Raw genomic sequence first — 24,722 nt, 5'->3', positions numbered from 1 at the left:
CCCATGAACACGATTCGAACCTGTTTACTGGCCCTGGCGGGCGCGGCGATCCTGTCTGGTTGCAGCACCCTGTCGAAGGATGTTGCGGGCCCCACGGTGATCAGCTTTGACCACGGTGCCACCGATACCCTGGTGGAACTGGGTCTTGAGGACAAGATCCTGGCGGTGCCGAAGACCGGACTGCCGGACTACCTGGGTGAGCTGGCGGATGACCGCCCCGATGCCGGCAACCTGAAGACCCCGGATCTGGATGTGGTGGCCGACGTGGCACCGGACCTGGTGCTGGTCACCGGTCGTCAGGGCGACAGCCTTGAGGCCCTCGAGGAAATCGTTCAGGTACAGGATGTGTCCCTGCTGGGGGACGACTACCGCGAAGCGGTCCAGGTTCGCGTGCTGGGACTGGCCACCCTGTACGGCCTGTACAATGAAGCGGACGAAGACCTGCGGGAACTCTGGGATTTCGTCGACCAGCAACGGGCCGGGATCGCCGGTAATCCGCAGGTGGTGGTGGTCACCCATAACGATGGCAACTTCTCACTGCGGGACGAGGCGGTCGTGTTCCAGTTGCTGGACCTGGAACAGCCGCCGGTGCCGGAAGGTGTTGAGTCGGTCACTCGTGGTACCCGGGTGTTCACCCCGGTGACGCCGGAGGTCTTGTCTGACATGGCACCGGAGCACCTGTTCGTGGTGGACCGCAGTGCCGCCATCGGCGCCGGGGCACTGGATGCGGACCAGCTTCGCAGTGACCTGGCGGCTGTCGGTGGGGCGGACATCAGGGTGACGGTACTGTCCCCGCGCCTGTGGTACTTGTCCGGCGGTGGCCTGCAGAGTGTTCGCCTGCAGGTTGAGGAAATCGTCGACGCACTCTGACGGGCGTTTACGCCCGGGCCTACATGGCCCGGGCAAACAGGCCAAAGGGCATCGCCTTGAGCACGTAGCTGAGCGGTGTCCAGGGCCACCAGGGCACATAGGCCCGGCGCTTCTCACTGTCGATGGCCTTGACCAGGGCTTTGACGCCGGTTTCCAGGTCCACCCGGAAGGGGGCGTTCTTCACCTCCCGGTTGATGTCGGTGAGGATATAGCCGGGCAGTATGCTGGTCACCCGGATCGGCGTGCCCCGGGTATCCAGTTGCAGTCCCTCGGCCAGGGCGGCCACGGCTGCCTTGGTCGCCGCATAGACATTAAACGGCCCCCTGAACCCCCGCACACCGCTTACCGACGACATCAGCACCAGATGGCCGCTGTTCTGTTCACGGAAGATTTCCATGGCGGCCTCGCACTGGGCGATGGCGGCCACGAAATTGGTCTCCGCCGCCTGACGGTTGGAGGCGAAGTCGCCATGGCCGATGGCCGACTTGCTGCCCATCCCCGCGTTCACCACCACCCGGTCCAGGGTGCCCAGCTCCCGCTGGAATTCCCGGAAAACCTCGAACACCTGATCGTGGTTGCACACATCCAGTGAGCGCACCACCACCTGTATGCCGGGATGGGCGGCCAGCAGTTCACTCTGCAACTGCACCAGATTTTCGGTGCGGCGGGCGCACAGGGCCAGGTTGCAGCCTTTTGCCGCCCAGCTCCGGGCCATGCCTTCGCCAAGGCCGCTACTGGCGCCGGTAATCAATATGTTGCGTCGCATCGGTGACTCCCCTGTAACCACTTTGACATGTAGCTTTTGTAACATCTTCGTTGGCGCGTCACTACTGTGGGCCCGTCAGGAGTATGGCCAGTGGATGGTGTTCCGTCATTTTTCGCAACCCGGGCCCCATTTGAGACAGATCCTCCATGGCTATCACCCACGGACCAGCTTCCAGCCGCGTCCAGCAGGCCACTATCCTGCTGGGGCTGCTGATTGTCATCTTTATCTGGGCCCTGTTTCTATACCAGGTGACCAGTTCCCGTCAGGAAATCCTCTCCACCCGGAAAGTGGAACACCGTAACCTGGCTCTGATTTCCTCGGAAAGCATGAAGCAGATGATCGACCGTGCCAGTGCCCTGGCGGGACTGATTGACAAGGGCATCGAGCCCGGGCGTCGGCGGGGGGACATGGTGGTTAACCTTCTGGCGGAGGATCCGCTGTTTAATCGACTGGCGCTCTACAGTCCCGCTGGCGAGGTTCAGTATGCCTCCCACCCGACCTCCCGCGATACGCTGGCCGGTGCCTGGCTGATGCAGTTCCGGGAGCACCAGCAAAGGTTTGGTGATGTGCCCATGATTCCTCAGCGCCTGGGTGACGAGGCCAGCAGCATGGACAGGCCGGTCTGGCGGTTGCCGGTATTGATTCCGGCCCGTACCGGAGATCGCATTTTCCTGATGGAACTGGATGTGGGCTACCTGGTCGGATTGCTGCAGCGCGTGTCGATGGGTGATACCACCTTCATACAGATCCTGGACGAGACCGGCCGGGAGTGGATACGGGCCGACAGTGGCGGGGTCATTACCGGCGGCGAGGGCGTCGGGAGAATCCAGGCGACCGGTGATGCTGAGATGCAACTGGGTGGCATGATCACGGGCACTGGCGGGCAGGAACTGCAAAGGCAGTATGTCAGCCGTCTGGACCGGGGATTCACCCTGGTGGTCAACCAGTCGGTGGACGAAATACTGCGTCCATTGCAGGCCGGACACGTCCGCCAGTTGATACTGAATGTCCTGATGACACTGCTGGTGACGGCCATCATCCTTTGGCTAAGGCGTACCCTGATTGGCCAGCAACAGGCCTTCCAGGCCCTGCAGGCATCAGAGGCCACCAAGCGGCAACTGATCGAGCGACTGGAGATGGAACACGCGCGCAGCAGTCGGGCTGCCGCCATTGATCACCTGAGCGGGCTGCTTAACCGGCGCCAGTTCATGGAGGTGGCAAACGGTCTGCTGGAGGAGCAGCGTCGCAATCGGCGGCTATCGTCATTGATCTTTATCGACCTGGACCGTTTCAAGGCGGTGAACGATTCCCTGGGCCACAAAGTGGGGGACCTGCTGCTTCAGGCGGTAGCCGGGCGCATACAGCGATCGTTGGAGCCGGCGGACCTGGCGGCCCGCTTCGGTGGTGATGAGTTCGTGGTCATGCTGGCCGGCCAGCGGCGGGAGGAGGATATCGAGCATTGGGTGCTGTCCCTCAGTCAGCACCTGTCCGCCACCTATGAACTGGATGGCGTGGAAATCAATAACAGCCCGAGTATCGGTATCGCCATCTGCCCACGGGATGGCCAGTCCCTGGAGGACCTGGTGCAGGCGGCGGATGCCGCCATGTACTCAGCCAAGAAGGCCGGTCGCGGCCACTACCGGTTCTTCGACCAGTCCCTGAACCTGAAGGATGTGGAAGGGTTCCTGCTGGAACAGTCCTTCGCCGAGGCGCTGCGCAACCACGACTTCATCCTTCATTATCAGCCCCAGGTGGATCTGGAAACCCAGGAGGTGGTCAGCTATGAGGCCCTGGTGCGTTGGCAGCATCGGGAGTTCGGGCTGTTGTTCCCGGACCGGTTCATCGACCTGGCGGAAAGCAGCGGCTTTATCCTCCCCCTGGGCATTGAGGTCATCCGCCTTGCCTGCGAGCAGATGCGCCGCTGGCGCCATGAGGGCCTGCCGGTGACGCCGGTGGCGGTCAACGTCTCTCCCCACCAGCTTGCCCAGAGTGACTTCCCGGCCAAGGTGATGAACCTGCTGGCGGAGTACCACCTCAAACCTGGACAGCTGGAGCTGGAAATCACCGAGACGGCCATGCTCGATGAGCAGGCGGTTGAACAATTGCATGTGCTACGCAAGGCGGGTATACGCCTGGCCCTGGACGATTTCGGCACCGGATACGCCGGTTTTGCCCATCTGGAAGCGGTGCCGGTGGACAAGCTCAAGATCGATCGCAGCTTGATTGCCAGTATCTGCAACACCCATGACGACAGTCCTATTGTGTCGTCCACCATCATCCTGGCCAAACGAATGTCTCTCAAGGTGGTGGCGGAGGGGGTGGAAACCCGGGAGCAACTGGTCCACCTCAAGGTGGCCGGTTGCGATGTGGCCCAGGGCTATCACCTCGGTCGCCCCATGCCGGCGCAGGATATCCCGGCCTTTATCGAACGGTTTGGAGAAACGGAATCCCTGGTATGACCCTGAAATCAACCTGGTTTGTACTCCTCCTGTCGCTATCGCTGGATGCCCTGGCCGACAGACACCCGGTGACGGCCTGTGGTATCGACCGTTTCCAGTTTACCCTGATCCCCAAGAAGGATGTGCAGGAGCAGGTGCGGGAATTCCGGCCGCTGGCGGACCTGCTGGCGGAGGGGCTGGGAGTGCCGGTGGATATCCTGCCGGCCAGTTCCTACGACAGTGTGATGGACGCCGTGACCACCGGCGCAGCCGATATGGGGGTGATGGGGCCGGCGGCCTACATCCTGGCGGTGCGACGGGAGCCGGGATTAATGCCGTTCGCGTCGCTGGCAATGGAGGGTGGTCCGTTCACGACGGAAGGAAGCTTCTATTATTCAATGTTGCTGGTTCGAGCCGACGGTGACTTCCACGAGCCCCCGGACCTTCGTGGCGCCAGTGTGGCATTGGGTGATCCGGCCAGCACCTCCGGTAACCTGATTCCCCGGGCCCTGTTTCCCGTTACGTCCGGTGATGGATTTGACGCTTTCTTTGGCACCCTGACCTATACCGGCGGTCATGACCGGGCGCTGGATGCCTTGATTGCCGGGCGGGTCGATGGTGCCTTTGTCTCCAGTTCCCGGGTCGACGAATACGTGCGGCGGGGAAAGGTCTCCGTCGACGAGCTCCGGGTTATCTGGCGGTCCGGCCCGCTCCACTACGATCCGTTTGTGTTTTCGGCCCGGCTTTGCGAGCCGGTCAGGGCACGTGTCCGGGAACTGATGATGACACCGTCACCACAACTTTCACGCTATCTGAAAAATGTCGGGGCAAAGAGAGTGACACCGGTTGCCCACCAGGACTATCAGATTCTGGCCCCCCTGATTGCCCCGAGATAGCCCGAATAGGCCGGCTGTCCGGTGATTCCAGGTTTTGACACGGCAACCGGATCGTCGCATGGTTGATGGCATCCAGTGGTCAACCGGAAGTCACCTTATGCCCCAGGTCCATATCCCCTTCGATAATCTTGTGTCGCTGCTGACGGCTGCTTTTCAGCGCCATGGCACCTCAGAGGCCGTGGCCGCTGTATTGGCCCGCAACTGCGCCAGCGCCCAGCGGGACGGCTCCGACAGTCATGGCGTGTTCCGCATACCCGGGTACCTGTCCACACTGGCGAGCGGGTGGGTGGACGGCAGGGCCGAACCGCGGGTGGAGGACTGCGCCCCCGGTTTTGTGGCGGTGGACGCCGGTAACGGTTTTGCCCAGCCGGCGCTGGAAGCCGGGCGTGGACTGCTGATGGAGAAAGTGCGGCAAAATGGCATTGCCCTGATGGCCATCCGCAACTCCCACCATTTCGCCGCGCTCTGGCCGGACGTGGAGCCCTTTGCCCGGGAGGGGCTGGTGGCCCTGGCGCTGGTCAACAGCATGGCCTGCGTGGTGCCCGCCGGTGGACGCAAGCCGCTGTTTGGTACCAACCCCATCAGTTTTGCGGCACCCCGCGCCGGCCATGACCCACTGGTGTTTGACCTGGCCACCAGTGCCATTGCCCACGGTGATGTGCAGATTGCCGCGAAGGAGGGGAAAACCCTGCCGGAAGGTTACGGGGTGGACGCCGACGGTCAGCCTACCCGTGATCCGCAACGGATTCTGGACGGCGGCGCCCTGTTGCCGTTCGGCGGCTACAAGGGCTCGGCCCTGTCCATGATGGTGGAATTGCTGGCGGCGGCGCTGACCGGCGGCAACTTTTCCTTCGAGTTCGACTGGTCGGGCCACCCGGGGGCCAAGACGCCCTGGACCGGGGAGCTGATTATCGTGATCGATCCGGCCCGGGGCGCCGGCAGCAACTTTGCCGATCGCACCGAAGCCCTGGTACAAGCCATGGTGGGTGCCGGCCAGCAGCGCCAGCCCGGGGACCGACGTTACCGGCAACGGGCCGAGGCGGAACAGTTGGGGGTTGCCATCAACGAGGACGACCTGGCCTACCTGAAAGGACTGGTGAGCTGACGTCGGGAACCGTCAGTCGTTGTCGGCGGCCGCCTGGGCCGCCTTGCGCCGCTCCAGCCGGTGATGGATCTCGCCGATGATGCCCCGGCGGAACACCAGCACCACCACCACGAAGATGGTGCCCAGGATCACCTGCACCCAGGAGCCGAAGGAGCCCAGCTCGTGGGTCAGGGTGGCCACCGTGATCGCGCCCAACACTGGCCCGAACACCGTGCCGAGTCCGCCCACCAGGGTCATCAGCACCACCTCACCGGAGGTCTGCCAGTGGGCCGAGGTCAGCGAGGCGAACTGGAACACCAGCGCCTTGGTGGACCCCGCCAGTCCCGCCATGGTGGCTGACAGCACGAACGCCAGCAGCTTGAAGCGGTCCACGTCGTACCCCAGGGACAGGGCCCGGGATTCGTTTTCCCGGATGGCCTGCAGCACTTCCCCGAAAGGCGAGTGAATGGTCCGGTAGATAATGCCGAAACCTACCAGGAAGATGGCGAACACCAGGTAGTACATACTGATCTCATTGCCCAGGTCGATCAGCCCGAACAGCTTACCCCGGGGAATGCCCTGAAGGCCGTTCTCGCCGCCGGTGAACGGCAGTTGCAGGCACAGGAAGTAGATGATCTGGGCCAGGGCCAGGGTGACCATGGCGAAATAGATACCCTGGCGGCGGATGGCCAGGAAACCGAACACCACCCCGATCAGGAAGGCAAAGCCGGTGCCGGCCAGGATGCCCAGCAGCGGCGGAAAGCCCCACTCCTTGAGGGTGTAGCCTGCAATGTAGGCAGCGCCGCCAAAGAAGGCGGCATGGCCAAAGGAGAGCAGCCCGGCGTAGCCCAGCAGCAGGTTGAAGGCGCAGGCGAACAGGGCAAAGCAGAGCAGGTCCATGACAAACACGGGGTAGGCCAGGAAAGGCGCAATCAACCCCAGCATCAGCATGATGGCAAACAGCACTTTATTCATCATGGGGTTACTTCTCCTTGCCAAACAGACCGGCCGGGCGGAACAGCAGCACCAGCACCATCAGGAAGAAAATCACGGTATTGGCCGCCGGTGGATAGAACACCTTGGTCAGGCCTTCCACCAGCCCCAGGGCAAGCCCGGACAGGATCGCCCCCATGATGGACCCCATGCCGCCGATCACCACCACCGCGAACACCACGATGATCAGGTCCGCCCCCATCAGCGGGCTGACCGAGTAGATGGGCGCCGCCAGTACCCCGGCCAGGCCCGCCAGGGCGGCGCCGAAGCCGAAGGTGAGGGTGACCATCAGCGGCACATTAAGGCCGAAGGCCTGGGTCAGTTGCGGGTTCTCGACACCCGCCCGCAGCCGTGACCCCAGTCGCGTGTGTTCGATGACGTACCAGGTGGCGAAACACACCACCAGGGAGAAGACGATGGCGAACATGCGGTAGGTGGGGAAATACATGAACCCCAGGTTGAGCACGCCGCCAAGCACCTCCGGCTGGCCCGGGTAAGGGGTGCCGGAGACGTTGAAATAGTTGGCAAACAGCCCTTGCAGGATAAGGGTGATACCAAAGGTCAGCAGCAGGCCGTAGATATGGTCCAGGTCCGCCAGTCGCTTGAGCATGGTGCGCTCGATGAGAATGCCCAGCAGGCCGACCACCAGGGGCGCCACGATCAGCGACCCCCAGAAGCCGATCTGCAGGCTGATACCGAACCATTGTTCCAGGTAGGAATAACCGATCAGTGCGACGAACGCCCCCAGCATGTACATGGCGCCGTGGGCGAAGTTGATGATATTCAGCAGACCGAATATCACCGCCAGGCCAAGACTCAGCATGGCGTAGAACACACCTACGTTCAGCCCAAGCAGTGCCTGGGCCATGAGGACCTGCATCGACACGTCGGTTATCCCCTCTTGTTCTTATTGGTTAAGGGCGTTGCCCGTTACTGGTTAACCAGGCTGCACTTGGTCTCTTCCATGGTGATGTAGGCCTGATCCGCCGGAATCCGGGAGACCACTTCCAGCAGGTCCCACTCGCTCTCGGACTCGTCCGGGGATTTCACTTCCACCAGGAACATGTCGTGCAGCATGGAGCCGTTGGGGGCGATCTTGCCGTTCTTCACGAAGAAGTCGTTCAGCTCCATTTCACCCAGTTTCGCCCGTACCGCATCGCTGTCGTCGGTGCCCACGTCGTCCACCGCCTTCAGGTAGTTGCTGACGGCGGAATAGACACCCGCCTGCACCATGGTGGGCATGGCGCCGTGGCGCTCATAGAAGCGGTTGGACCACTCCAGGGCTTCCTCGTCCTGGTTCCACACGAAGGCGGTGGTGAATTGCAGGCCCTGGGCGATATCCAGGCCCATGCTGTGCACATCGGTGATGAACACCAGCATGCCGGCCAGTTTCTGTCCGCCCTGCACAATCTGGAACTGGTTGGCCTGCTTGATGGCGTTGACCGTGTCCTGGCCGGCATTGGCCAGGCCGATGACTTCCGCACCGGAGGACTGGGCTTGCAGCAGGTAGGACGAGAAGTCATTGGTGGACAGCGGGTGTTCGATGCTGCCGACCACTTCGCCGCCCAGCTCCTTCACCACGGCGCCGGTGTTGTCCCGCAGGGAGTGGCCGAAGGCGTAGTCAGCGGTGAGGAAGAACCACTTCTCGCCGCCGTTCTTCACCATGGCGGTGGCGGTCCCCACCGGCAGGGCGTGGGTGTCGTACACATAGTGGATGCCATAGGGCGTGCACTGTTCCTCGGTCAGGGCGGTGGTGCCGGCACCGGTGTTCATGGTGATCACCTTGCGCTCCGAGGCCAGCCCCTGCACCGCCAGGGCCACGGACGAGTTGTCCAGGGCCGTCAGCATATCCACCTCGTCGTCATCGATCCACTCCCGGGCGGTGCTGGCAGCGATGTCCGCCTTGTTCTGGTGATCCGCCGAGACAATCTCGATGGGGGTACCCATGATGGAACCGCCGAAATCCTCAACGGCCATCTCCGCGGCAACCACGGCGCCGGGGCCCTCCAGGGTCTTGTAGACACCGGACATGTCACTGAGGACGCCGATCTTCAGTACGTCGTCCGACAGCTCCGCGCTGGCGGCCATGGGGAGTGAGACCGCTGCGGCAGCGGCCACGGTGGTGATACCTGTCTTCCAGTTCTTGAGCATGTTGTTTCCCCTTCTTGTTGTATTGGGTGGGGGCGTGTCCCTCACCTTTGATCAGACACTCAGGTGCCTGTTCAACTGGTCCTGTTTGGCGTCAAGCTCGTCGGCGGCGATCTGTTCCACCACACGCCCGTGCTCGATCACGTAATGCCGGTCCGCCAGCGGTGCCGCGAAGCGGAAGTTCTGTTCCACCAGGATGATGGTGAAGCCCCTGGCCCGCAGTTTGCGGATCACATCGTCCAGGGATTTGAGGATGACCGGCGCCAACCCCTCGGTGATCTCGTCCAACAGCAGCAAGGTGGCCCCGGTACGCAGGATGCGGGCAATGGCCAGCATCTGCTGCTCGCCCCCGGACAACTTGGAGCCCTGGCTCTTGCGACGTTCCCTGAGGTTCGGGAACATCTGGTAGATCTCGTCGGTCGATAGGCCGCCCTCGGCAATCACCGGTGGCAACACCAGGTTTTCGTCCACGTTGAGGGAGGCATAGATACCCCGCTCCTCCGGGCAATAACCCAGTTTGCCGACCCGGGCGATCTGATGGGTGGGCAGGTTGATCAGTTCAGTACCGTTGACCCTGATGGACCCGGTACGCTTGCCCACCAGGCCCAGGATGGCCTTCAGGGTGGTGGTACGACCGGAGCCGTTGCGCCCCAGCAGGGTGATGACTTCACCCTCGTGTACGGTCAGGTCCAGGCCATGGAGGATGTGGGACTCGCCATACCAGGCGTGCAGGTTGTCGATCTTCAGCAGCTCTCTGGCGTTCTCAGGCGGCATCGGTGGTCCCCATGTAGGCTTCCATTACGGCAGGGTTGGTGGACACGGCCTCGTAGTCACCCTCGGCCAGCACCTGCCCCCGGTTGAGTACGGTAATGCGGTCGGCAAGCGTTGAGACCACATTGAGGTTGTGTTCCACCATCACGATGGTTCGGTCCTTCACCACCTCGCGGATCAGGTCGGTGACCGTGCCGACATCCTCGGCGCTCATGCCCTGTGTAGGCTCATCCAGCAGCATCAGGCGCGGTTTCAGGGCAATGGTGGTGGCAATTTCCAGCGCCCGCTTGCGGCCATAGGCCAGCTCCACCGCCGGGGTGTCACCAAAGTCCCCGAGGCCCACCTGTTCCAGCAGGTGCTGGGCTTCCTCGTTGAGCTGGTCGAGCACCCGGATGGACCGCCAGAATTTATAGGACACGCCCAGCTTGCGTTGCAGGGCAATCCGTACGTTCTCCCGGGCGGAGAGATGCGGAAATACCGCGGAGATCTGGAACGAACGGATCAGGCCGTGCTGGGCAATGTCCGCCGGACGGTGTCGCGTGATGTCGTCACCGTTATAGAGAATTCTGCCCGAAGTGGGTGTCAGGAACTTGGTCAGCAGATTGAAGAAGGTGGTCTTCCCGGCCCCGTTGGGACCGATCAGCGCATGGATGTGCCCGGTCTGCACCTGCACATTGATGTCTTCGATAGCCTTGAAACCCTTGAAGTCCTTGGTCAGGCCCCGGGTTTCAAGGATTACGGATGAAGTGGGCTGGTTTTCACTCACGGATCGTCACCCTGTCTGCCCCACTATTGTTTGCCCGGCTATTGGTTGTCCAACTACACGGGCCGTGGGGTGTTTTTATTATTGGCTATACCGGATATTTCCGATATCTGTGACGGCTGTTTTTTTGAACACAGCAAGACGCGATCCGGACGGATTCCTGAATCACGTCCGGAAGCTCCATGGCATTAAAGATGGAACCTGACTGGGTTGTCAAGTTTGGTTCCTGAAATACTGTTTATGCGACCTTTGGGGAAAGTCAGGCACCCAGTGACAGGTGCGTCGCCAGGAATTCCAGGGTACGTCCGTGGGCCAGTGCCGCGGCTTTCTGGTGGTAGGACGGTCGTCCCCAGCAGTTGAAGCCATGGTCGGCGCCGGGGTAGACATGGAACTGTGCCTGGTCGTTATGGGCAAGGGCCTGGCGGATGCTGTCCACGGCCTCGGTAGGAATCATTGGGTCCTCGGCGCCGAAGTGGAACAGGATGGGCTGGCGGACGTCGGTGGCCAGGCCCAGGTGATTGTGGGTACCGCCGCCATAGTAACTGACTGCGGCGTCCGGTTTGCCGGTGGCGGCGGCCCGGTAGGCCAGTTGGCCACCGAAGCAGAAGCCCATCACGCCCACCTTGCCGGTGACCTGCTCCAGGTTGCGCAGGTGCGCCACGGTGGCAGCCATGTCGGCGCCGTTCTTTTCGGCATCCGTTGCCTTGACCAGCGAGAACGCCTTTTCACTGCCCTGCTTGTCGTAGGGCAGGTCTACCCGTCTTTCCTGCCGCCAGAATACGTCCGGGGCCAGCACCACGAATCCGTCCAGGGCGTATTGCTCGGCCAGGGTGCGGATGTGGGCGTTCACGCCCCAGATTTCCTGTATCAGGACCAGGCCGGGGCCTTCGCCGGTGGGTGGCAGGGCCAGGTAGGCGTCGAAGGTGTCGCCATCGCTATTGGTGACGTTAATCCACTGTGTGCTCATCGGCTGCCTCCGTCGGGATGATCAGGTGACCGCCGGGAATGCACGGGCAGTCCCGGCGGTCGCGGGCGGTTTACTTGTAGATCCGGTTGAGCTTCTTCATGCCGCCGATCCAGCGGTCGTAGTTCTCCGCCTTGTTACGGAAGTAGCCCAGCACATTCTCATGGGGCAGCACCAGGAAGGTTTCTTCCTCGATGGCTTTCAGGCAGGCATCCGCCACCGGCTCCGGCTCCAGCATGCCGTCCATGCTGGCGACGCCTTCTTCGTGGCCCTTGGTCATGGCGGAGCGTACTGCCTGAGGGCACAGCACCGATACCTTGATGCCGTCATCGGCGTAGGTGAAGGCCAGCCACTCGGCCAGGGCCACGGCGGCGTGCTTGGTCACCGAATAGGGCGCGGAACCTACCTGGGACAGCAGCCCGGCGGCGGAAGCGGTGTTGAGGAAGTAGCCGTGGCCCCGTTCTTTCATGCGTGGTGCCAGGTGGCGGGCGGCGTAGACGTGGGCCATCACGTTGATATCCCAGATCTTCTGCCAGTCCTCGTTGGCGGCTTCCGGGCCGCCCTTGACCATGATGCCGGCGTTCGAGCAGAACAGGTCGATGGGGCCGTGTTCGTTTTCCACGTCCTCGATCAGGGAGCGGATCTCGTCCTCGGAGGCTACGTTGACCTGACGGGCGACGCCGTTGATTTCGGCGGCCGTGGCTTCGGCGCCCTGCTGATCCAGGTCGGCGCAGACCACGAGTTTGGCGCCGGCCTGGGCCAGGCGAATGGCGAGGGCCTTGCCAATGCCACCGGCGGCACCAGTGACGACGACGATACGATTCTGGATATCCATGTGCTTCTCCTTGTTGTTGGCCCGATAGGTGTGTCTGGAAGGGACGGCAGGTTTATCGGGGCAGGCTTTTTCGTTATGGGAGAAAGATCGTAACACTTCAGGACGTGCAATGGTTATACACCTGCGCCCGACGGATGGAGGGCGCAGGTTTCAGCAGCGGCGGGAAGAGGAGGGGGGCGCTATCCGGCCAGGGCGACGTCGTCCTTGGCCTCATTGGTGTGCCGGGATACCGGAGCCGCCGGCGCTGCAGGTCTGGCGGCTGCGTCGGCCCTGGCCATCTGCTGGTCGATATACAGCATCAGGTCACGGGCGGTGGAGACATTCTTCAGCGCCACCGTGGCACTGCCCCTTCCGTGCACGGTGACAGTGCCGTAACCGAGTAGGTAGCCCAGCCAGGACTGGTACAGAGACAGGCATTCGGCGTCCTTGAACTGGATCCGCGAGGTGTATCGGTGGAGAATCCCGGTGCGGTGCTCAATGCCGTTCTTCTCCACATCCACCCGGGTGGTCAGCAGCCAGGCGATGCGACCGGTCATAACCACGATGCCGAAGCCGATCACCAGCCACACGGCGATATCAATGACAATGGTCCACTCAAAAGGTGGCTGCCGGCTCATGACATGCTGGATCTTGGCCAGGGTCTGGCCGGGTGTTACGCCGAAATGGTTGAGCAGGTAGAGGCCCAGGGCGATGGGAATGAGGGGCGTCAGCAGAACGCTCCAGTGTCCGCGAATATTCATTGGCTTCTTCCTTGAGGCTGAAGTCTTTGTGTTATTGATGGCACAGCGTAGCGCGCCGGGGAGAAGGCCTCCCTGGCAACTCACAACCTGATTATTCTATACCCAAATGTTGCTACATTAAATATTGGCAGGGTTTGGCTGCGTAACCAATCGTAACCGTCAGTCCGGTCCTGTGAAGTGAACGAGAGTGAATTCGGGAAGTGACAGGCAAAAAAAAGCCGGACATCCAATGGAGTCCGGCAACAATCACTAAAACCATTCACAATGGCACAATGCATCTCGTGAGGCTTCATAGTGGCAGCTTTGTGTGACAGTAATATGTCAGGCCCCGGGAAAATTGACCCATCTCCGAGGACCCGTTCTGTTGGTCCCTGTTCTGATGGTCAATGGTGACCGGCCTCCAGGGCCAGGGTATGGAACGCCCTGGTATAGAGAGGCTGTTCCTCCGTATCCCGCGTACCCAGGTGGATATGCTTGTGGATACCCCGCCTGCCAAGCCTGACCGGGGCGATGGGTAGCTGCCCGGCATACTCCGCCACCAGCCACTGGGGCAGGGTGGCGACACCCCGGTTGGCGGCCACCATCTGCAGCATCATTTCCGTGGCTTCCACCGTCTTGTGCTGGCGCGGGCTGCACTCGGCCGGTAGCAGGAACTGCTGGTAGATATCCAGCCGCTCGGTGTCCACCGGGTAGGTGTACAGCACCTGGTCCGATAGCTGCGACGGTTCCACATGGTTGAGCCGCGACAGGGGATTGTCCCGGCTTACCACCAGCACCTGCTCATAGGGAAACACCGCCTCGAAGCCGATACCGGCCTTGCGGATCGGGTCCGGGGTGACCAGCATATCGATGTCGTGATTGAACAGGGCCGCAACGCCACCGAACTGGAATTCCTGCTTTACGTCCACATCCACCCCCGGCCACCGGGCCAGGAAGGGTTCCACCACCTTCAGCAGCCACTGGTAGCAGGGGTGGCACTCCATCCCGATGCGCAGGGTGCCCTTTTCCCCTGACGCATACTGCTCCAGCACCTCATCCATCCGTTCCAGTTGCGGCAGCACCCGCCGGGCCTCCCGCAACAGGTAGTGGCCGGCCTGGGTCAGTTGGAGGCGGCGACCGTCCCGGGTCCACAGGGGCGTGCCCACCTGGCGTTCCAGCTTCTTGATGGTGTGGCTCAGGGCCGACTGGGTCAGGTGCAGGCTGTCCGCGGCGGCGGTGAGGGAGCCCTGGCGTTCGATCTCCCGGAGGATGCGCAGGTGGATGCGTTCAATCATTGGTTAATCCATGAATTCTAGTCATTGATGGATGAAATCATACCATTATTCGTCATGGGTGTTTTTGGTTAGGCTGGCCACCAATCATCGGGAGGAACACGCATGGCACTGATACATAACCTTGGATTTCCGCGCATCGGCGCGAAACGTGAACTGAAATTCGCCCTTGAGGGCTACTGGAAAGGCCAGGCCTCGGCAGAGGATCTGCTGGATGTGGCCAGCCGGCTGCGTGCCACCAACTGGCGCCTGCAGAAAAACCTGGACCTGCTGCCGGTGGGGGACTTCTCCCTCTACGACCAGGTGCTGGACATGAGCTTTACCCTGGGCCATATCCCCGAGCGGGTGGCGGCGCTGGATGGCGCCCGACTGGATAACTATTTCCGCGTGGCCCGTGGTCGCTCCGCCCAGGATTGTGGCTGCGGCGTGCATGCCGGCGAGATGACCAAGTGGTTCGACACCAACTACCACTACATCGTACCGGAGGTGACGGCGGATACCGACTTCGCCCTGAACCCGGAGCGCCTGCTGGGGCAACTGGAAGAGGCCCGGGCGCAGGGCGTCAATGCCAAGCCGGTGATCATCGGCCCGGTGACCTACCTGTGGCTGAGTAAGGAAAAGGACGACTCCCACCGCCTGGACCTGTTGCCAAAACTGCTGCCGGTGTACAGCCAGTTGCTGGAAACGCTGGCGGAGGCCGGTGCCGAGTGGGTACAGATTGACGAACCGGTGCTGGTCACGGAACTGGACAGCGACTGGAAGCAGGCCCTGGAGAGCGCCTACCACATCCTCAAGGCCAACCGCCCCAAACTGCTGCTGGCCACCTACTTCGGTACCCTGAAGGAAAACCTGCACCAGGCCTGCAACCTGCCGGTGGCGGGGCTGCATGTGGATGCGGTACGTGGCCGGGAGGAGGTGGCCCAGGTGGTGGACTGGCTGCCCACCCACAAGGTGCTGTCGGTAGGCGCCATCAACGGTCGCAACATCTGGAAGACCGATCTGAACGCCACTCTCGACTGGCTGGAACCGATCGCGGAGAAGCTGGGCGACCGGCTGTGGATCGCGCCATCCTGCTCATTGCTGCATGTGCCGGTGGACCTGGACAGTGAGGTCAGCATGGATGGCGAGATCCGCGACTGGCTGGCCTTTGCTACCCAGAAGCTGGATGAACTGGTGGTGCTGGGCCAGGCCCTCAACCAGGGTCGTGAATCGGTGGCCGGGGCGCTGGCCGACAACCAGGCGTCCGTGGACCGTCGCAATCGCTCCACCCGGGTCCATAACCCGGCGGTGAAGGACGCGGTCAGCCGGATTACGCCGGAACTGGGGCAGCGCCGCAGCCCCTATGCGGAGCGTGCACGAAAGCAGTCCGAATACCTGAAACTGCCCCTGTACCCGACCACCACCATCGGCTCCTTCCCCCAGACCCAGGACATCCGCAGGGACCGCCTGGCCTTCAAAAAGGGTGAAATTGATGCCGTTGAGTATGAAGCCCGCATGAAGGCGGAGATTGAACGGGCCGTGCGGGAACAGGAAGCCCTGGGCCTGGACGTGCTGGTCCACGGCGAGGCCGAGCGCAACGACATGGTGGAGTACTTCGGCGAACAGCTGGAGGGCTATGTGTTCAGCCGGTTTGGCTGGGTACAGTCCTACGGCTCCCGCTGCGTGAAACCGCCGATCCTGTTTGGCGATATCAGCCGCCCGAAGGCCATGACCGTGGAATGGATCCGATACGCCCAGTCCCTCACCGACAAACCCATGAAAGGCATGCTGACCGGCCCGGTGACCATCCTCAACTGGTCCTTTGTCCGTGATGACCAGCCCCGTAGCGAGAGCTGCCGGCAACTGGCCCTGGCGATACGCCAGGAGGTGCTGGACCTGGAAGCCGCCGGCGTGAACATCATCCAGATCGACGAGGCCGCCCTGCGGGAGGGCCTGCCGCTGAGGTGTTCGGAGTGGGAAAACTACCTGGACTGGGCGGTGGGCGCCTTCCGGATCAGCGCCAACGGCGTGAAGGACGAAACCCAGATCCACACCCATATGTGCTATTCGGAGTTCAACGACATCATCGAATCCATTGCGAGGATGGATGCCGATGTCATCACCATCGAAACGTCCCGGTCCGATATGGAACTGCTGGATGTGTTCGAGCGGTTCGAGTACCCCAACGAGATTGGCCCTGGAGTCTATGACATCCACTCGCCGAACATCCCGGCGGAGGATTACATCATCACCCTGATGACCAGGGCCGCCGAGCGCATCCCCCGTGACCGGCTCTGGATCAACCCGGATTGTGGCCTGAAGACCCGCCAGTGGGAGGAAGTGGTGCCGGCCCTGACCAACGTGGTGTCGGCGGCCCGCAGACTGCGATCCGCTGCCCACTGATCCATTCTCCACGTCTGCCGCTGGTGGTTCCCGCCACCAGCGGCTTTTCCTGCCTGTCCCGCTCGCCCATCAGCCCGTTGTCTGGCATTCTGATCCGCGCGCCTGTGCACCAAACTGGAAACCATCACCCGAAATTGCCCCGGAATCATGCAAAAAGTGTGTGATGGCCTAATCTGACGGTTTGTGATTGTGCAGTATGCACAGCTCTTCGTGCGGCCGGGGGCATGCCAAACCTGTCTGGGGTGCTATGGCATAAACATTGCGAACCGCCGTGTACATGTTCACGACAGGAGATGGCAATGACCTCACAACCCTCACCCCAGGAGCAGGACTACCCGCTTAGCCCCGTTCCCCTGGACCAGCGCAAGAGCCTGTGGTCCATGGGCTTTGTCCTGCTTGGCTTTACCTTCTTTACCGCCACCATGTGGGCGGGCGGCAGCGTTGGTGTGGCTTTCGACTTTCCCACCATGCTGCTGGTACTCGGCGCCGGTAACCTGCTGCTGGGCATCTACGCAGCCATCCTTGGCTACATCGCCGCCCGCAGCGGTCTCAACACCGCACTGATGAGCCGCTTCACCTTTGGCGAAATCGGCAGCAAGCTGTCGGATGTGATCCTCGGGTTTACCCAGATTGGCTGGTACGCCTGGGGTACGGCGACCATGGCGATCCTGCTGGTGAAACTGACCGGCCTGCCGGAGGACTGGGCCAAGCCGCTGATGGTGGTGTTCGGGTTCGGCTTCTGTGTCACCGCCTTTATCGGCTACCGGGGTCTGGAATGGCTCTCGCGTTTTGCGGTACCCGCCATGATCGTACTGGTGGCGGTGAGCATGACTATCGCCGGGTCCGATGCAGGTGGTCTGGCCGGGCTGATGTCCATTACCCCGAGTGAGGACATGACCGTGGCCGCTGCCATCACCCTGGTGTTCGGCACCTTTGTCAGCGGCGGTACCCAGGCCACCAACTGGACCCGGTTTGCCCGCTCCGGCAAGACCGCCGTCATTGCCACGCTGTTGGCGTTCTTCCTGGGCAATGGCCTGATGACCCTGATCGGCGCGTTCGGTGCACTGGTTTACCAGCAGGCGGACATCGTCGACATCATGGTGGCCCAGGGGCTGGCCACACTGGGCATCCTGATGCTGTTCCTGAACCTGTGGACCACCCAGGACAACACCGTCTACAACTTTGCCGTGGCCGGCTGCAACCTGTTGCGCACCCGCCGCCGCAAGCTGGTCACTGTCGGTGGCGCGGCCATCGGTACCGTGCTGGCGGTGCTGGGCATGTACGAGTGGCTGATTCCCTTCCTGGTGTTGCTGGGCACCTTCATTCCGCCCATTGGCGGCGTTATCATGGCGAGCTACTTCGTGGGCTACAGGCGTGAGTACCCGTCACTGGATCAGGTATCCCTCCCGGCCTTCAACGTGCCTGGCCTGGCCGCCTATGCCATTGGTTCGGCGGCGGCTTACACCTCACCCTGGATTGCCCCCATCGTGGGGGTGGTGGTGGCAGCGGGCAGCTATGCCATCCTGCTGCTGGCCACCGACTCGGTCCGGCAGCGCCGCACCCAGACGTCCGGCGCTGCCTGAGCCATGCTCCGCTGCCAGGACATTCCGACACTGCCCGGTCTTGAGGCCATTCGGCTGCGGGGCGGGCAGGCCGGGGCGGAGAACGTCATTCGCTGGCCCTATGTGGCGGAGAACCGTTCCTTCCGTGACTGGGTGGATGGCGGCGAGCTGGTGTTCGTCACCGGTATCAGCCGCCATCGCAGCCCCGAGAATCTGGCGGAATGTCTCTACGAAGGCAGGCAGTGCGGCATCGCCGGCATGGTGGTACTCACCGGGGAGGCCTATATCGGTCAGTTCCCGGCGATACTGAGCCGGCTGGCGGACGAGTTGTCGATCCCGGTGTTCGAGCAGCCCTATTCCTTGCCCATGGTCCGGGTGACCGAAGCTGTCAGTCGGGCCATTGTCTCCCTGGAGCAACCGGCGTCAGCCGATACCCTGGCCGGTGCCATTGCCGCCCGGATCGGTAGCGACCAGCTGGACCTGCTTCTGGACCGCTACCTGCCAGCAACGGACAACGGCCTGCCCGGGGCCGGCGACCTGCTGGATGCCTGGCTGACCCACGGTGGTAACCAGCAGGCCATGGCCCAGACACTGGGTTGCCACCGCAACACCATACGCAACCGCATGCACGGGCTGACGGGCGGCCTGACCCATGCGGAATTCCGAACCTTACTGCTGGCCCATTTGCTGACGTGGCCGGACAGCTCCACAACATCCTGAACCGGAGAGGTTATGCAAGAACCCCTGAATGCCATCGTGAATGCCCGTCTGCCGGGCCGCGAGGGCCTGCACCAGATCGCCATCAACAACGATGTCTTTGGTGAAATCACCCCCCAGACCGCCTTGATGGAAGCCTCCGGCCAGGCGCTGGATGCCCGGGGCAACCTGTTGGTGGCGCCGTTTGTGGAACCCCATATCCACCTGGATGCCGCCATGACCGCGGGCGAGCCCCGCTGGAACCAGAGCGGCACCCTGTTCGAGGGCATCGAATGCTGGGCCGAGCGCAAGGCCATGCTCACCGAAGAAGACGTTATCAACCGGGCCGAGCAGACCCTGAAGCTGTTCGCCGACCATGGCATCCAGTACGTGCGCACCCACGTGGATGTCACCGACCCACAACTGACCGCCCTCAAGGCCATGCTGACGGTGCGCGAGCGCATGGCGGACCTGGTGGACCTGCAGATCGTCGCCTTCCCCCAGGAGGGTATCTGGTCGTTCCGCAACGGCCGGGAACTGATGGAGGAAGCCGTGCGGATGGGCGCCGATGTGGTGGGTGGCATCCCGCACTTCGAGCATACCCGGGACTATGGTGTGGAATCGGTACGCTGGCTGGTGGAGCTGGCCCACAGGCACGACCGCCTGGTGGATGTGCACTGCGATGAGATCGACGACCCCCAGTCCCGGTTCCTGGAGGTACTGGCCGCGGAAGCGCTACGGCTGGATTACGGCTCCCGCGTCACCGCCAGCCACACCTGCGCCATGGGTTCCTACGATGACGCCTATTGCAGCCGGCTGTTCCGGCTACTGAAAAAGTCGGGGCTGCGCTTCCTGTCCATGCCCACGGAAAGCCTGCACCTGCAGGGCCGGTTCGACACCTACCCGAAACGCCGGGGCATCACCCGGGTGCCGGAACTGCTGGATGCCGGTCTGACAGTCGCCTTTGGACAGGACTCGATCCGCGATCCCTGGTACCCGCTGGGCAACGGCAACCTGCTACGGACCCTGGATGTGGGGCTGCATGCCTGCCACATGCTGGGAATGGAGCGTATCGATCACTGCCTGGAAATGATCACCGACAACGGCGCGGCGGCGCTGGACCTGTCGCAATACGGCATTGAAAGTGGTCTGCCTGCCCGCTGCGTGGTATTGCAGGGGCAGTCGCCCTACGAGGTACTGGTGGGTCAGCAGCCGGTGCTGGCCTCGGTACGTGATGGTCGGGTGGTGGTGCTTCGCGGGGATAGTCAGGGCCAGGTGTGATAGTGACCTTTCACTTTGCCTGCGAACAAAAAAGCCCCGCATCATGGCGGGGCAAAGGAGGTCACCTCAATCGGTCGATGCTGAAAGGGCTTTCTAGAAGCGGGTGTTGATACCAATGGTCGCCGCGCTGGGGTTGCCGCCCCGGACGGTATTGACCACATCGCCATGGGCATAATCGGCGGTACGGTAACGGGCGTTCTCATCGTTGAAGGTCTTGCTGAAGCCGGTGTAGAGCTGGATCTGTCGGGTCAGGCCGTAAGCCAGGATGATGCTGCCCTGATCAGCGCCGTCGTTGCCCAGATCCGTCTCGTCGGCGTGCATCCACTGTAGCGTCGCGGACAGCCTGGGGAGCACATCATAGGTGGCAAAGGCGCCGTAGCCCTCCCGGTCCAGCGGCGTGTAATCGTCGGCCTTGATGTTCTCGTAGATGCCCCCGACCTCGGCTTTGCCAAACTCGTACTTGGCACCGGCCCGGTAACCTTCGATCCGGCTTCCCGCATAAAGGGAGGTGTAATTCACGTAGGCGGCGCCCATGTCGAAGCCGCCTTTCTTCCAGGAAACGCTGGCGCTGTACATGTCGTTGTCGTTGTCGTCCAGCACGCCCTCGGTGCCGGCAATCGGCGTGTCGTTGTTGGAGCCGTAGCTGCCACGGTTCTGGTCAAACCCATACTGCAGACGGAGTTTTACGCCCCCGATCCTGTGGTCCCACATGATCGAGTTGCCGCCACGAAGGTCCAGGCGACCACCGGCTGTAGAGCTGGCCCCGAGGATGGCGTGGGGGTCGGCGACGGTGGTGGTGAGCTTGGTGAACTGGAGCCCGGTGAGTTTGAAGGGCGTACTCAGAAGGCCGGCACGGAATCGGCCATAGGGTGTCTTGAAACCACCAAAGGTGTCCCGGTTGGCAAACGTGTCCCCTTCGCTGACGCCGGGGTTGAAGTTCTGCTCCACCTGGTACAGCAGTGCGTAGGGTGAGCCGCCCAGTTCAAAGTCATGGGCGCCGCGGAAGCCGATCACCGTGGTGTTGGCGGACAGCCCGAAATCACCGGAGGACAGGCCCCGCCCGGCATTCTCCATGGACCTGGATACGTCGGATTCGCCGTAGTCCACGGACAGGCGCAGGTTGCCGTAGATTTCCACGGGGCGCACCGCCTCAACAATCTCCGTTACCGCTGACTCGAATGATGCGTCGTCGGATGAGGGGGCTTCATTGGCCTGGTTGTTCCGTTGCGCCTCCAGTTCCTCGATCCGGGATTGTAGTTCCTGGGTCTGCTGCCTCAGTTGCTGGAGGTCATCGGGAGTCTGGGCATGGGCGTTGCCGAGTATCAATCCGCTGCACGCGAGGGTCAGCAGGCTCAGTGCGGGTCTGGTCACAGGTAGCTTCATGGTTACTCCGTTGTGCTTGTTGTTGATGTCGTGGCGTTCTTTTCCGGGCAAAAGATGCCCGACCGGGGCCAGGCCACGTCTGGCCCCGGGGTACTTGTTGTTGGGTTGGGAAGAGCGGGTTATTGCTTGCCGGTCAGCTCCTTAAGCATCCCCTTGGCAATGGTGTTGCGCTGGATCTCGCTGGTGCCGGTGACGATGCGGAACATGCGCAGGGCGCGGAAGATAAACTCCACCTTGCTACCTTTCATCAGGCCCACACCGCCATGGATCTGGAGCGCCCGGTCGGCGATCTGGAAGGCGCGCTCGGAGGCGAACAGCTTGCACATGGCGGAGGCCTCCCGGGTGTCCTCGCTCCGGTCGAGCCGTGAGGCAACATCCAGCATCATGCTGCGGGCCGCATGCAGTTCCGTGGCCATATCCGCCAGCATGTGCTGGATGGCCTGGAAGCTGGCAATGGGTGTGCCGAACTGCTCCCGGCCGCTGGCATAGGTGGCCGCTTCCATCAGGGCCTGTCTTGCCAGACCCAGCATGGTGGGACAGTGCAGCAGGCGGTTGACGTTGATGCGGGACATGCCCAGCAGGAAGCCGCGACCCAGCCCGCCGACAACGTGACTGGCCGGTACCCGCACGTTCTCAAGGATAATGTCGGCATGGCTGCGCTGGCCGGAGATCGGCAGGTAGTCGCTGTTGAGGGACACGCCCGGCATGCTGAAGTCCACCAGGAAGGCGGTCACGCCCTTGGCGCCCGCGTCCGGATCGGTGACCGCCATCAGGATGGCGAAATCCGAATAGGGCGCGCCGGAGATATAGCGTTTGTGGCCGTTGAGGATGTAGTCATCGCCATCCTTCACCGCCTGGGTGGCCAGCCGGCTGGCGTCGGAGCCCGCGTTGGGTTCGGTGAGGGCAAAGCAGCAGGTACGTTCGGCCCGGATCACCGGCAGGAAGTGGGACTCCAGTTGCGCTTCACTGGCAAACTGGAACAGGTGCCCCACCCGGGGCGGCCCCCCCAGTTCCCCCAGTACATGGCCGCCGAGTACGGCGCCCGCCGACACGATGTCTTCCTTCAGGAGACACTGGTCGTAGATGGTCAGGCCCCGGCCGCCGAGTTTCTCCGGTAGTTGCGCGCCATAAAGCCCCGCTTCGCGGGAGTCTTTCCAGATCTGGCGCAACAGATCCATGGGTACCTCGGATTCGTGGGTAATGCCATGTTCCCGTTCCAGGGGTTTCAGGTAGTCCTCGATAAACGCCAGGGCTTCGCGGCGTACCTGTTCGCCGTTTTCGCTTCCGGTAAACGTCATAAACATGGGATGCCTCCGTGATTAGCCGACCTGACGGTCCTGTTGCTGCCAGTACTTCTCCCGCACCATGCGGCGGGCGACCTTGCCGTTGGGGTTCTTGGGCAGCTCTTCGGTAAAGCGGATGATCCGGGGCTTCTTGAATCGGGCCAGGCGATCAGCGCAGAAGGTGCCCAGCTCGTCTTCCGAGACGGAAACCCCCGGTTTGGCGACCACCAGGGCCATGATGCTCTCGCCCCATTCCTTGTCGGGCACGCCCACCACGCAGCATTCGGAGACTGCCGGGTGGTCGAACAGCACGGACTCCACCTCTGCCGGGTACACGTTGAAGCCGCCGGAAATGATCATGTCCTTCTTGCGGTCGATAATGTAGAAGAAGCCTTCCTCGTCCACGGTGGCCACATCGCCGGTGTGGTACCAGCCATCCTTCAGCACTTCCTCCGTCAGGTCCGGCGCCCGCCAGTAGCCCTTCATGACGTCGGGTCCGCGTACCAGGATTTCCCCCGGCTCGCCTTTGGCCACCGGATTGCCGTCGTCGTCGGCGATGATCACGTCGGACTCACCGAACGCCCGGCCACAGGACGCCAGCAGTTCCGGCTTGTCGGCGAGGCCACGGACATGGTCCGAGGTGAGCAGGGTGGTGATGGTTGAGGTGGTCTCACCGGCGCCATAGCCCTGCATGAATATGGGGCCGAAGGCGTCCATGGCCTCGCGCAGGCGGGCCGGTGCCATGGGGGCGGCGCCGTAGGTGATGCGGTTGAGGCTCGACAGGTCGTACTTGCCGCCCTGGTAGGCGTCCAGCAGGCGGTAGATCATGGTGGGCACGGCAAAGAACCGGGTGATCTTCTCCCGCTCGATGGTCGCCAGTAGTGAGTCGATATCAAACCGGTCGATCAGGTAGTTGCAGCCGCCGTTGAACAGTACCGGCATGACCTGCATGCCACTGGCATGGGTGACCGGCCCCACGTGGGCGACTTTCTCAATCCCATTGCTGCGGGCTTCCGGCAGCATCAGGGATTTGCGCAACAGGGCCATGCGGTTGCCGAAGGTCTGTACTGCGGCCTTGAGGCGTCCGGAGGAGCCGGAGGTGTAATGGAGCACTGCCGGGGCGTCCGGGGCCAGCTCGATATCCGGAGAAACCGCCGAGCCTTTGGCCAGCAGACCCTCATAGTGCTCGTCGCCGGATTGACCGATAACGACGATGTGTTCGATGGCGGGCAGGGAGTCCTGCTGGTCGAGAATGGCTTCGGCATGCTCGGGGCCCACAATCAGGACACGGGCGTCGGCGTCCTCGAGCACATGGGTAGCTTCTTCCAGGGACAGGCGGGCGTTCAGGGGCGCCTTGACCAGACCGGCCTTGTAGAGGGCCACCTCGATCTCCACCAGTTCCTTGCGGTTGACGGAGTACATGGCAACCCGGTCACCGGGCTCGAGCCCGAGTCCCAGCAGGGCATTGGCCAGCCGGCTTGAGCGTTGGTCCAGCTCGGAATAGGTGATCGAGCCACGGGAATCGGCAACGGCAGGCGCGTCCGACCAATAGCGGGCGCTGCGACTGACAAATCGACCGAGATTCATTGTTGTCTC

21 protein-coding genes are annotated in these 24,722 nt (G+C 62.5%); 8 read left to right on the top strand and 13 right to left on the bottom strand.

What is annotated here, in order from left to right:
- Positions 1 to 3 precede the first annotated feature (3 nt).
- Positions 4 to 870 (top strand): ABC transporter substrate-binding protein, encoded by an 867-nt coding sequence (locus ACJO3T_RS15280; RefSeq protein WP_406979021.1) that lies wholly within the window; start codon positions 4 to 6, stop codon positions 868 to 870.
- A 19-nt stretch (positions 871 to 889) separates the two neighbouring features.
- On the opposite strand, the gene ACJO3T_RS15275 is transcribed toward ACJO3T_RS15280, so the two are convergent.
- Positions 890 to 1,636: an SDR family oxidoreductase gene (locus ACJO3T_RS15275; protein ID WP_406979019.1), complete on the bottom strand. Its 747-nt coding sequence runs from the start codon at positions 1,634 to 1,636 to the stop codon at positions 890 to 892.
- 146 nt (positions 1,637 to 1,782) lie between these two features.
- On the opposite strand from ACJO3T_RS15275, the gene ACJO3T_RS15270 reads away from it, so the two are divergent.
- Genes ACJO3T_RS15270 through ACJO3T_RS15260 form a run of 3 tightly spaced genes read left to right on the top strand, consistent with a single transcriptional unit; the run spans position 1,783 to position 6,075 of the window.
- A complete protein-coding gene (locus tag ACJO3T_RS15270) occupies positions 1,783 to 4,095 on the top strand; it encodes a putative bifunctional diguanylate cyclase/phosphodiesterase (protein ID WP_406979018.1) in 2,313 nt (770 codons plus the stop codon).
- The gene (locus ACJO3T_RS15265; RefSeq protein ID WP_406979017.1) at positions 4,092 to 4,970 is read left to right on the top strand and encodes a phosphate/phosphite/phosphonate ABC transporter substrate-binding protein; all 879 of its coding nucleotides are present in this window, start codon (positions 4,092 to 4,094) and stop codon (positions 4,968 to 4,970) included. Before ACJO3T_RS15270 ends, ACJO3T_RS15265 begins: the two co-directional genes overlap by 4 nt.
- Before the next feature lie 58 nt (positions 4,971 to 5,028).
- Positions 5,029 to 6,075, top strand: a complete 1,047-nt coding sequence (locus ACJO3T_RS15260; RefSeq protein WP_406979016.1) for an Ldh family oxidoreductase — start codon at positions 5,029 to 5,031, stop codon at positions 6,073 to 6,075.
- A gap of 12 nt (positions 6,076 to 6,087) precedes the next feature.
- Here ACJO3T_RS15260 and ACJO3T_RS15255 read toward each other — a convergent pair whose 3' ends face one another.
- The 9 genes from ACJO3T_RS15255 to ACJO3T_RS15215 form a co-directional block, all read right to left on the bottom strand.
- Positions 6,088 to 7,032, bottom strand: a complete 945-nt coding sequence (locus ACJO3T_RS15255) for a branched-chain amino acid ABC transporter permease (RefSeq protein WP_406979015.1) — start codon at positions 7,030 to 7,032, stop codon at positions 6,088 to 6,090.
- 4 nt (positions 7,033 to 7,036) lie between these two features.
- Complete coding sequence (locus tag ACJO3T_RS15250) at positions 7,037 to 7,927, bottom strand: branched-chain amino acid ABC transporter permease (RefSeq protein ID WP_406965767.1); 891 nt, start codon at positions 7,925 to 7,927, stop codon at positions 7,037 to 7,039.
- A 50-nt stretch (positions 7,928 to 7,977) separates the two neighbouring features.
- Entirely contained in the window at positions 7,978 to 9,198 is a 1,221-nt protein-coding gene (locus ACJO3T_RS15245) for an ABC transporter substrate-binding protein (RefSeq protein ID WP_406965611.1), read from the bottom strand.
- A gap of 51 nt (positions 9,199 to 9,249) precedes the next feature.
- Positions 9,250 to 9,969, bottom strand: coding sequence for an ABC transporter ATP-binding protein (locus tag ACJO3T_RS15240; RefSeq protein WP_406965612.1), 720 nt, complete (start codon positions 9,967 to 9,969; stop codon positions 9,250 to 9,252).
- The gene (locus tag ACJO3T_RS15235) at positions 9,959 to 10,732 is read right to left on the bottom strand and encodes an ABC transporter ATP-binding protein (protein ID WP_504362695.1); all 774 of its coding nucleotides are present in this window, start codon (positions 10,730 to 10,732) and stop codon (positions 9,959 to 9,961) included. The genes ACJO3T_RS15240 and ACJO3T_RS15235 overlap by 11 nt, the downstream gene beginning before the upstream one ends.
- A 256-nt stretch (positions 10,733 to 10,988) precedes the next feature.
- Positions 10,989 to 11,696 (bottom strand): dienelactone hydrolase family protein, encoded by a 708-nt coding sequence (locus tag ACJO3T_RS15230; RefSeq protein WP_406965613.1) that lies wholly within the window; start codon positions 11,694 to 11,696, stop codon positions 10,989 to 10,991.
- A 70-nt stretch (positions 11,697 to 11,766) separates the two neighbouring features.
- Complete coding sequence (locus ACJO3T_RS15225; RefSeq protein WP_406965615.1) at positions 11,767 to 12,528, bottom strand: SDR family oxidoreductase; 762 nt, start codon at positions 12,526 to 12,528, stop codon at positions 11,767 to 11,769.
- Between the two features lie 179 nt (positions 12,529 to 12,707).
- Positions 12,708 to 13,268, bottom strand: coding sequence for a PH domain-containing protein (locus ACJO3T_RS15220; RefSeq protein WP_406965617.1), 561 nt, complete (start codon positions 13,266 to 13,268; stop codon positions 12,708 to 12,710).
- Between the two features lie 383 nt (positions 13,269 to 13,651).
- Positions 13,652 to 14,542 (bottom strand): LysR family transcriptional regulator, encoded by an 891-nt coding sequence (locus tag ACJO3T_RS15215; protein ID WP_406965618.1) that lies wholly within the window; start codon positions 14,540 to 14,542, stop codon positions 13,652 to 13,654.
- 102 nt (positions 14,543 to 14,644) lie between these two features.
- Between ACJO3T_RS15215 and metE the strand changes: the two genes are divergently transcribed.
- The 4 genes from metE (at position 14,645) to codA (ending at position 20,460) form a co-directional block, all read left to right on the top strand.
- Entirely contained in the window at positions 14,645 to 16,921 is a 2,277-nt protein-coding gene (gene metE / locus ACJO3T_RS15210) for a 5-methyltetrahydropteroyltriglutamate--homocysteine S-methyltransferase (protein WP_406979013.1), read from the top strand.
- Positions 16,922 to 17,220: 299 nt separating this feature from the next.
- Positions 17,221 to 18,504, top strand: a complete 1,284-nt coding sequence (gene codB, locus ACJO3T_RS15205) for a cytosine permease (protein WP_406965621.1) — start codon at positions 17,221 to 17,223, stop codon at positions 18,502 to 18,504.
- Between the two features lie 3 nt (positions 18,505 to 18,507).
- Positions 18,508 to 19,203, top strand: a complete 696-nt coding sequence (locus ACJO3T_RS15200) for a PucR family transcriptional regulator (protein WP_406979012.1) — start codon at positions 18,508 to 18,510, stop codon at positions 19,201 to 19,203.
- A 12-nt stretch (positions 19,204 to 19,215) separates the two neighbouring features.
- On the top strand, positions 19,216 to 20,460 hold the full coding sequence (codA, locus tag ACJO3T_RS15195; protein WP_406979011.1) for a cytosine deaminase: 1,245 nt from the start codon (positions 19,216 to 19,218) through the stop codon (positions 20,458 to 20,460).
- 93 nt (positions 20,461 to 20,553) lie between these two features.
- Here codA and ACJO3T_RS15190 read toward each other — a convergent pair whose 3' ends face one another.
- The 3 genes from ACJO3T_RS15190 to ACJO3T_RS15180 form a co-directional block, all read right to left on the bottom strand.
- Positions 20,554 to 21,843, bottom strand: a complete 1,290-nt coding sequence (locus ACJO3T_RS15190) for a porin (protein ID WP_406965624.1) — start codon at positions 21,841 to 21,843, stop codon at positions 20,554 to 20,556.
- Between the two features lie 119 nt (positions 21,844 to 21,962).
- On the bottom strand, positions 21,963 to 23,147 hold the full coding sequence (locus tag ACJO3T_RS15185; protein ID WP_406979010.1) for an acyl-CoA dehydrogenase family protein: 1,185 nt from the start codon (positions 23,145 to 23,147) through the stop codon (positions 21,963 to 21,965).
- A gap of 15 nt (positions 23,148 to 23,162) precedes the next feature.
- Complete coding sequence (locus ACJO3T_RS15180; protein ID WP_406979008.1) at positions 23,163 to 24,713, bottom strand: AMP-binding protein; 1,551 nt, start codon at positions 24,711 to 24,713, stop codon at positions 23,163 to 23,165.
- Positions 24,714 to 24,722 lie beyond the last annotated feature (9 nt).

This window comes from Marinobacter shunpengi, from assembly GCF_045449715.1.
Lineage (GTDB): Bacteria > Pseudomonadota > Gammaproteobacteria > Pseudomonadales > Oleiphilaceae > Marinobacter.
Note: the sequence above shows the minus strand (reverse complement) of the source record. Positions and strands in the feature narration are given on the sequence as shown.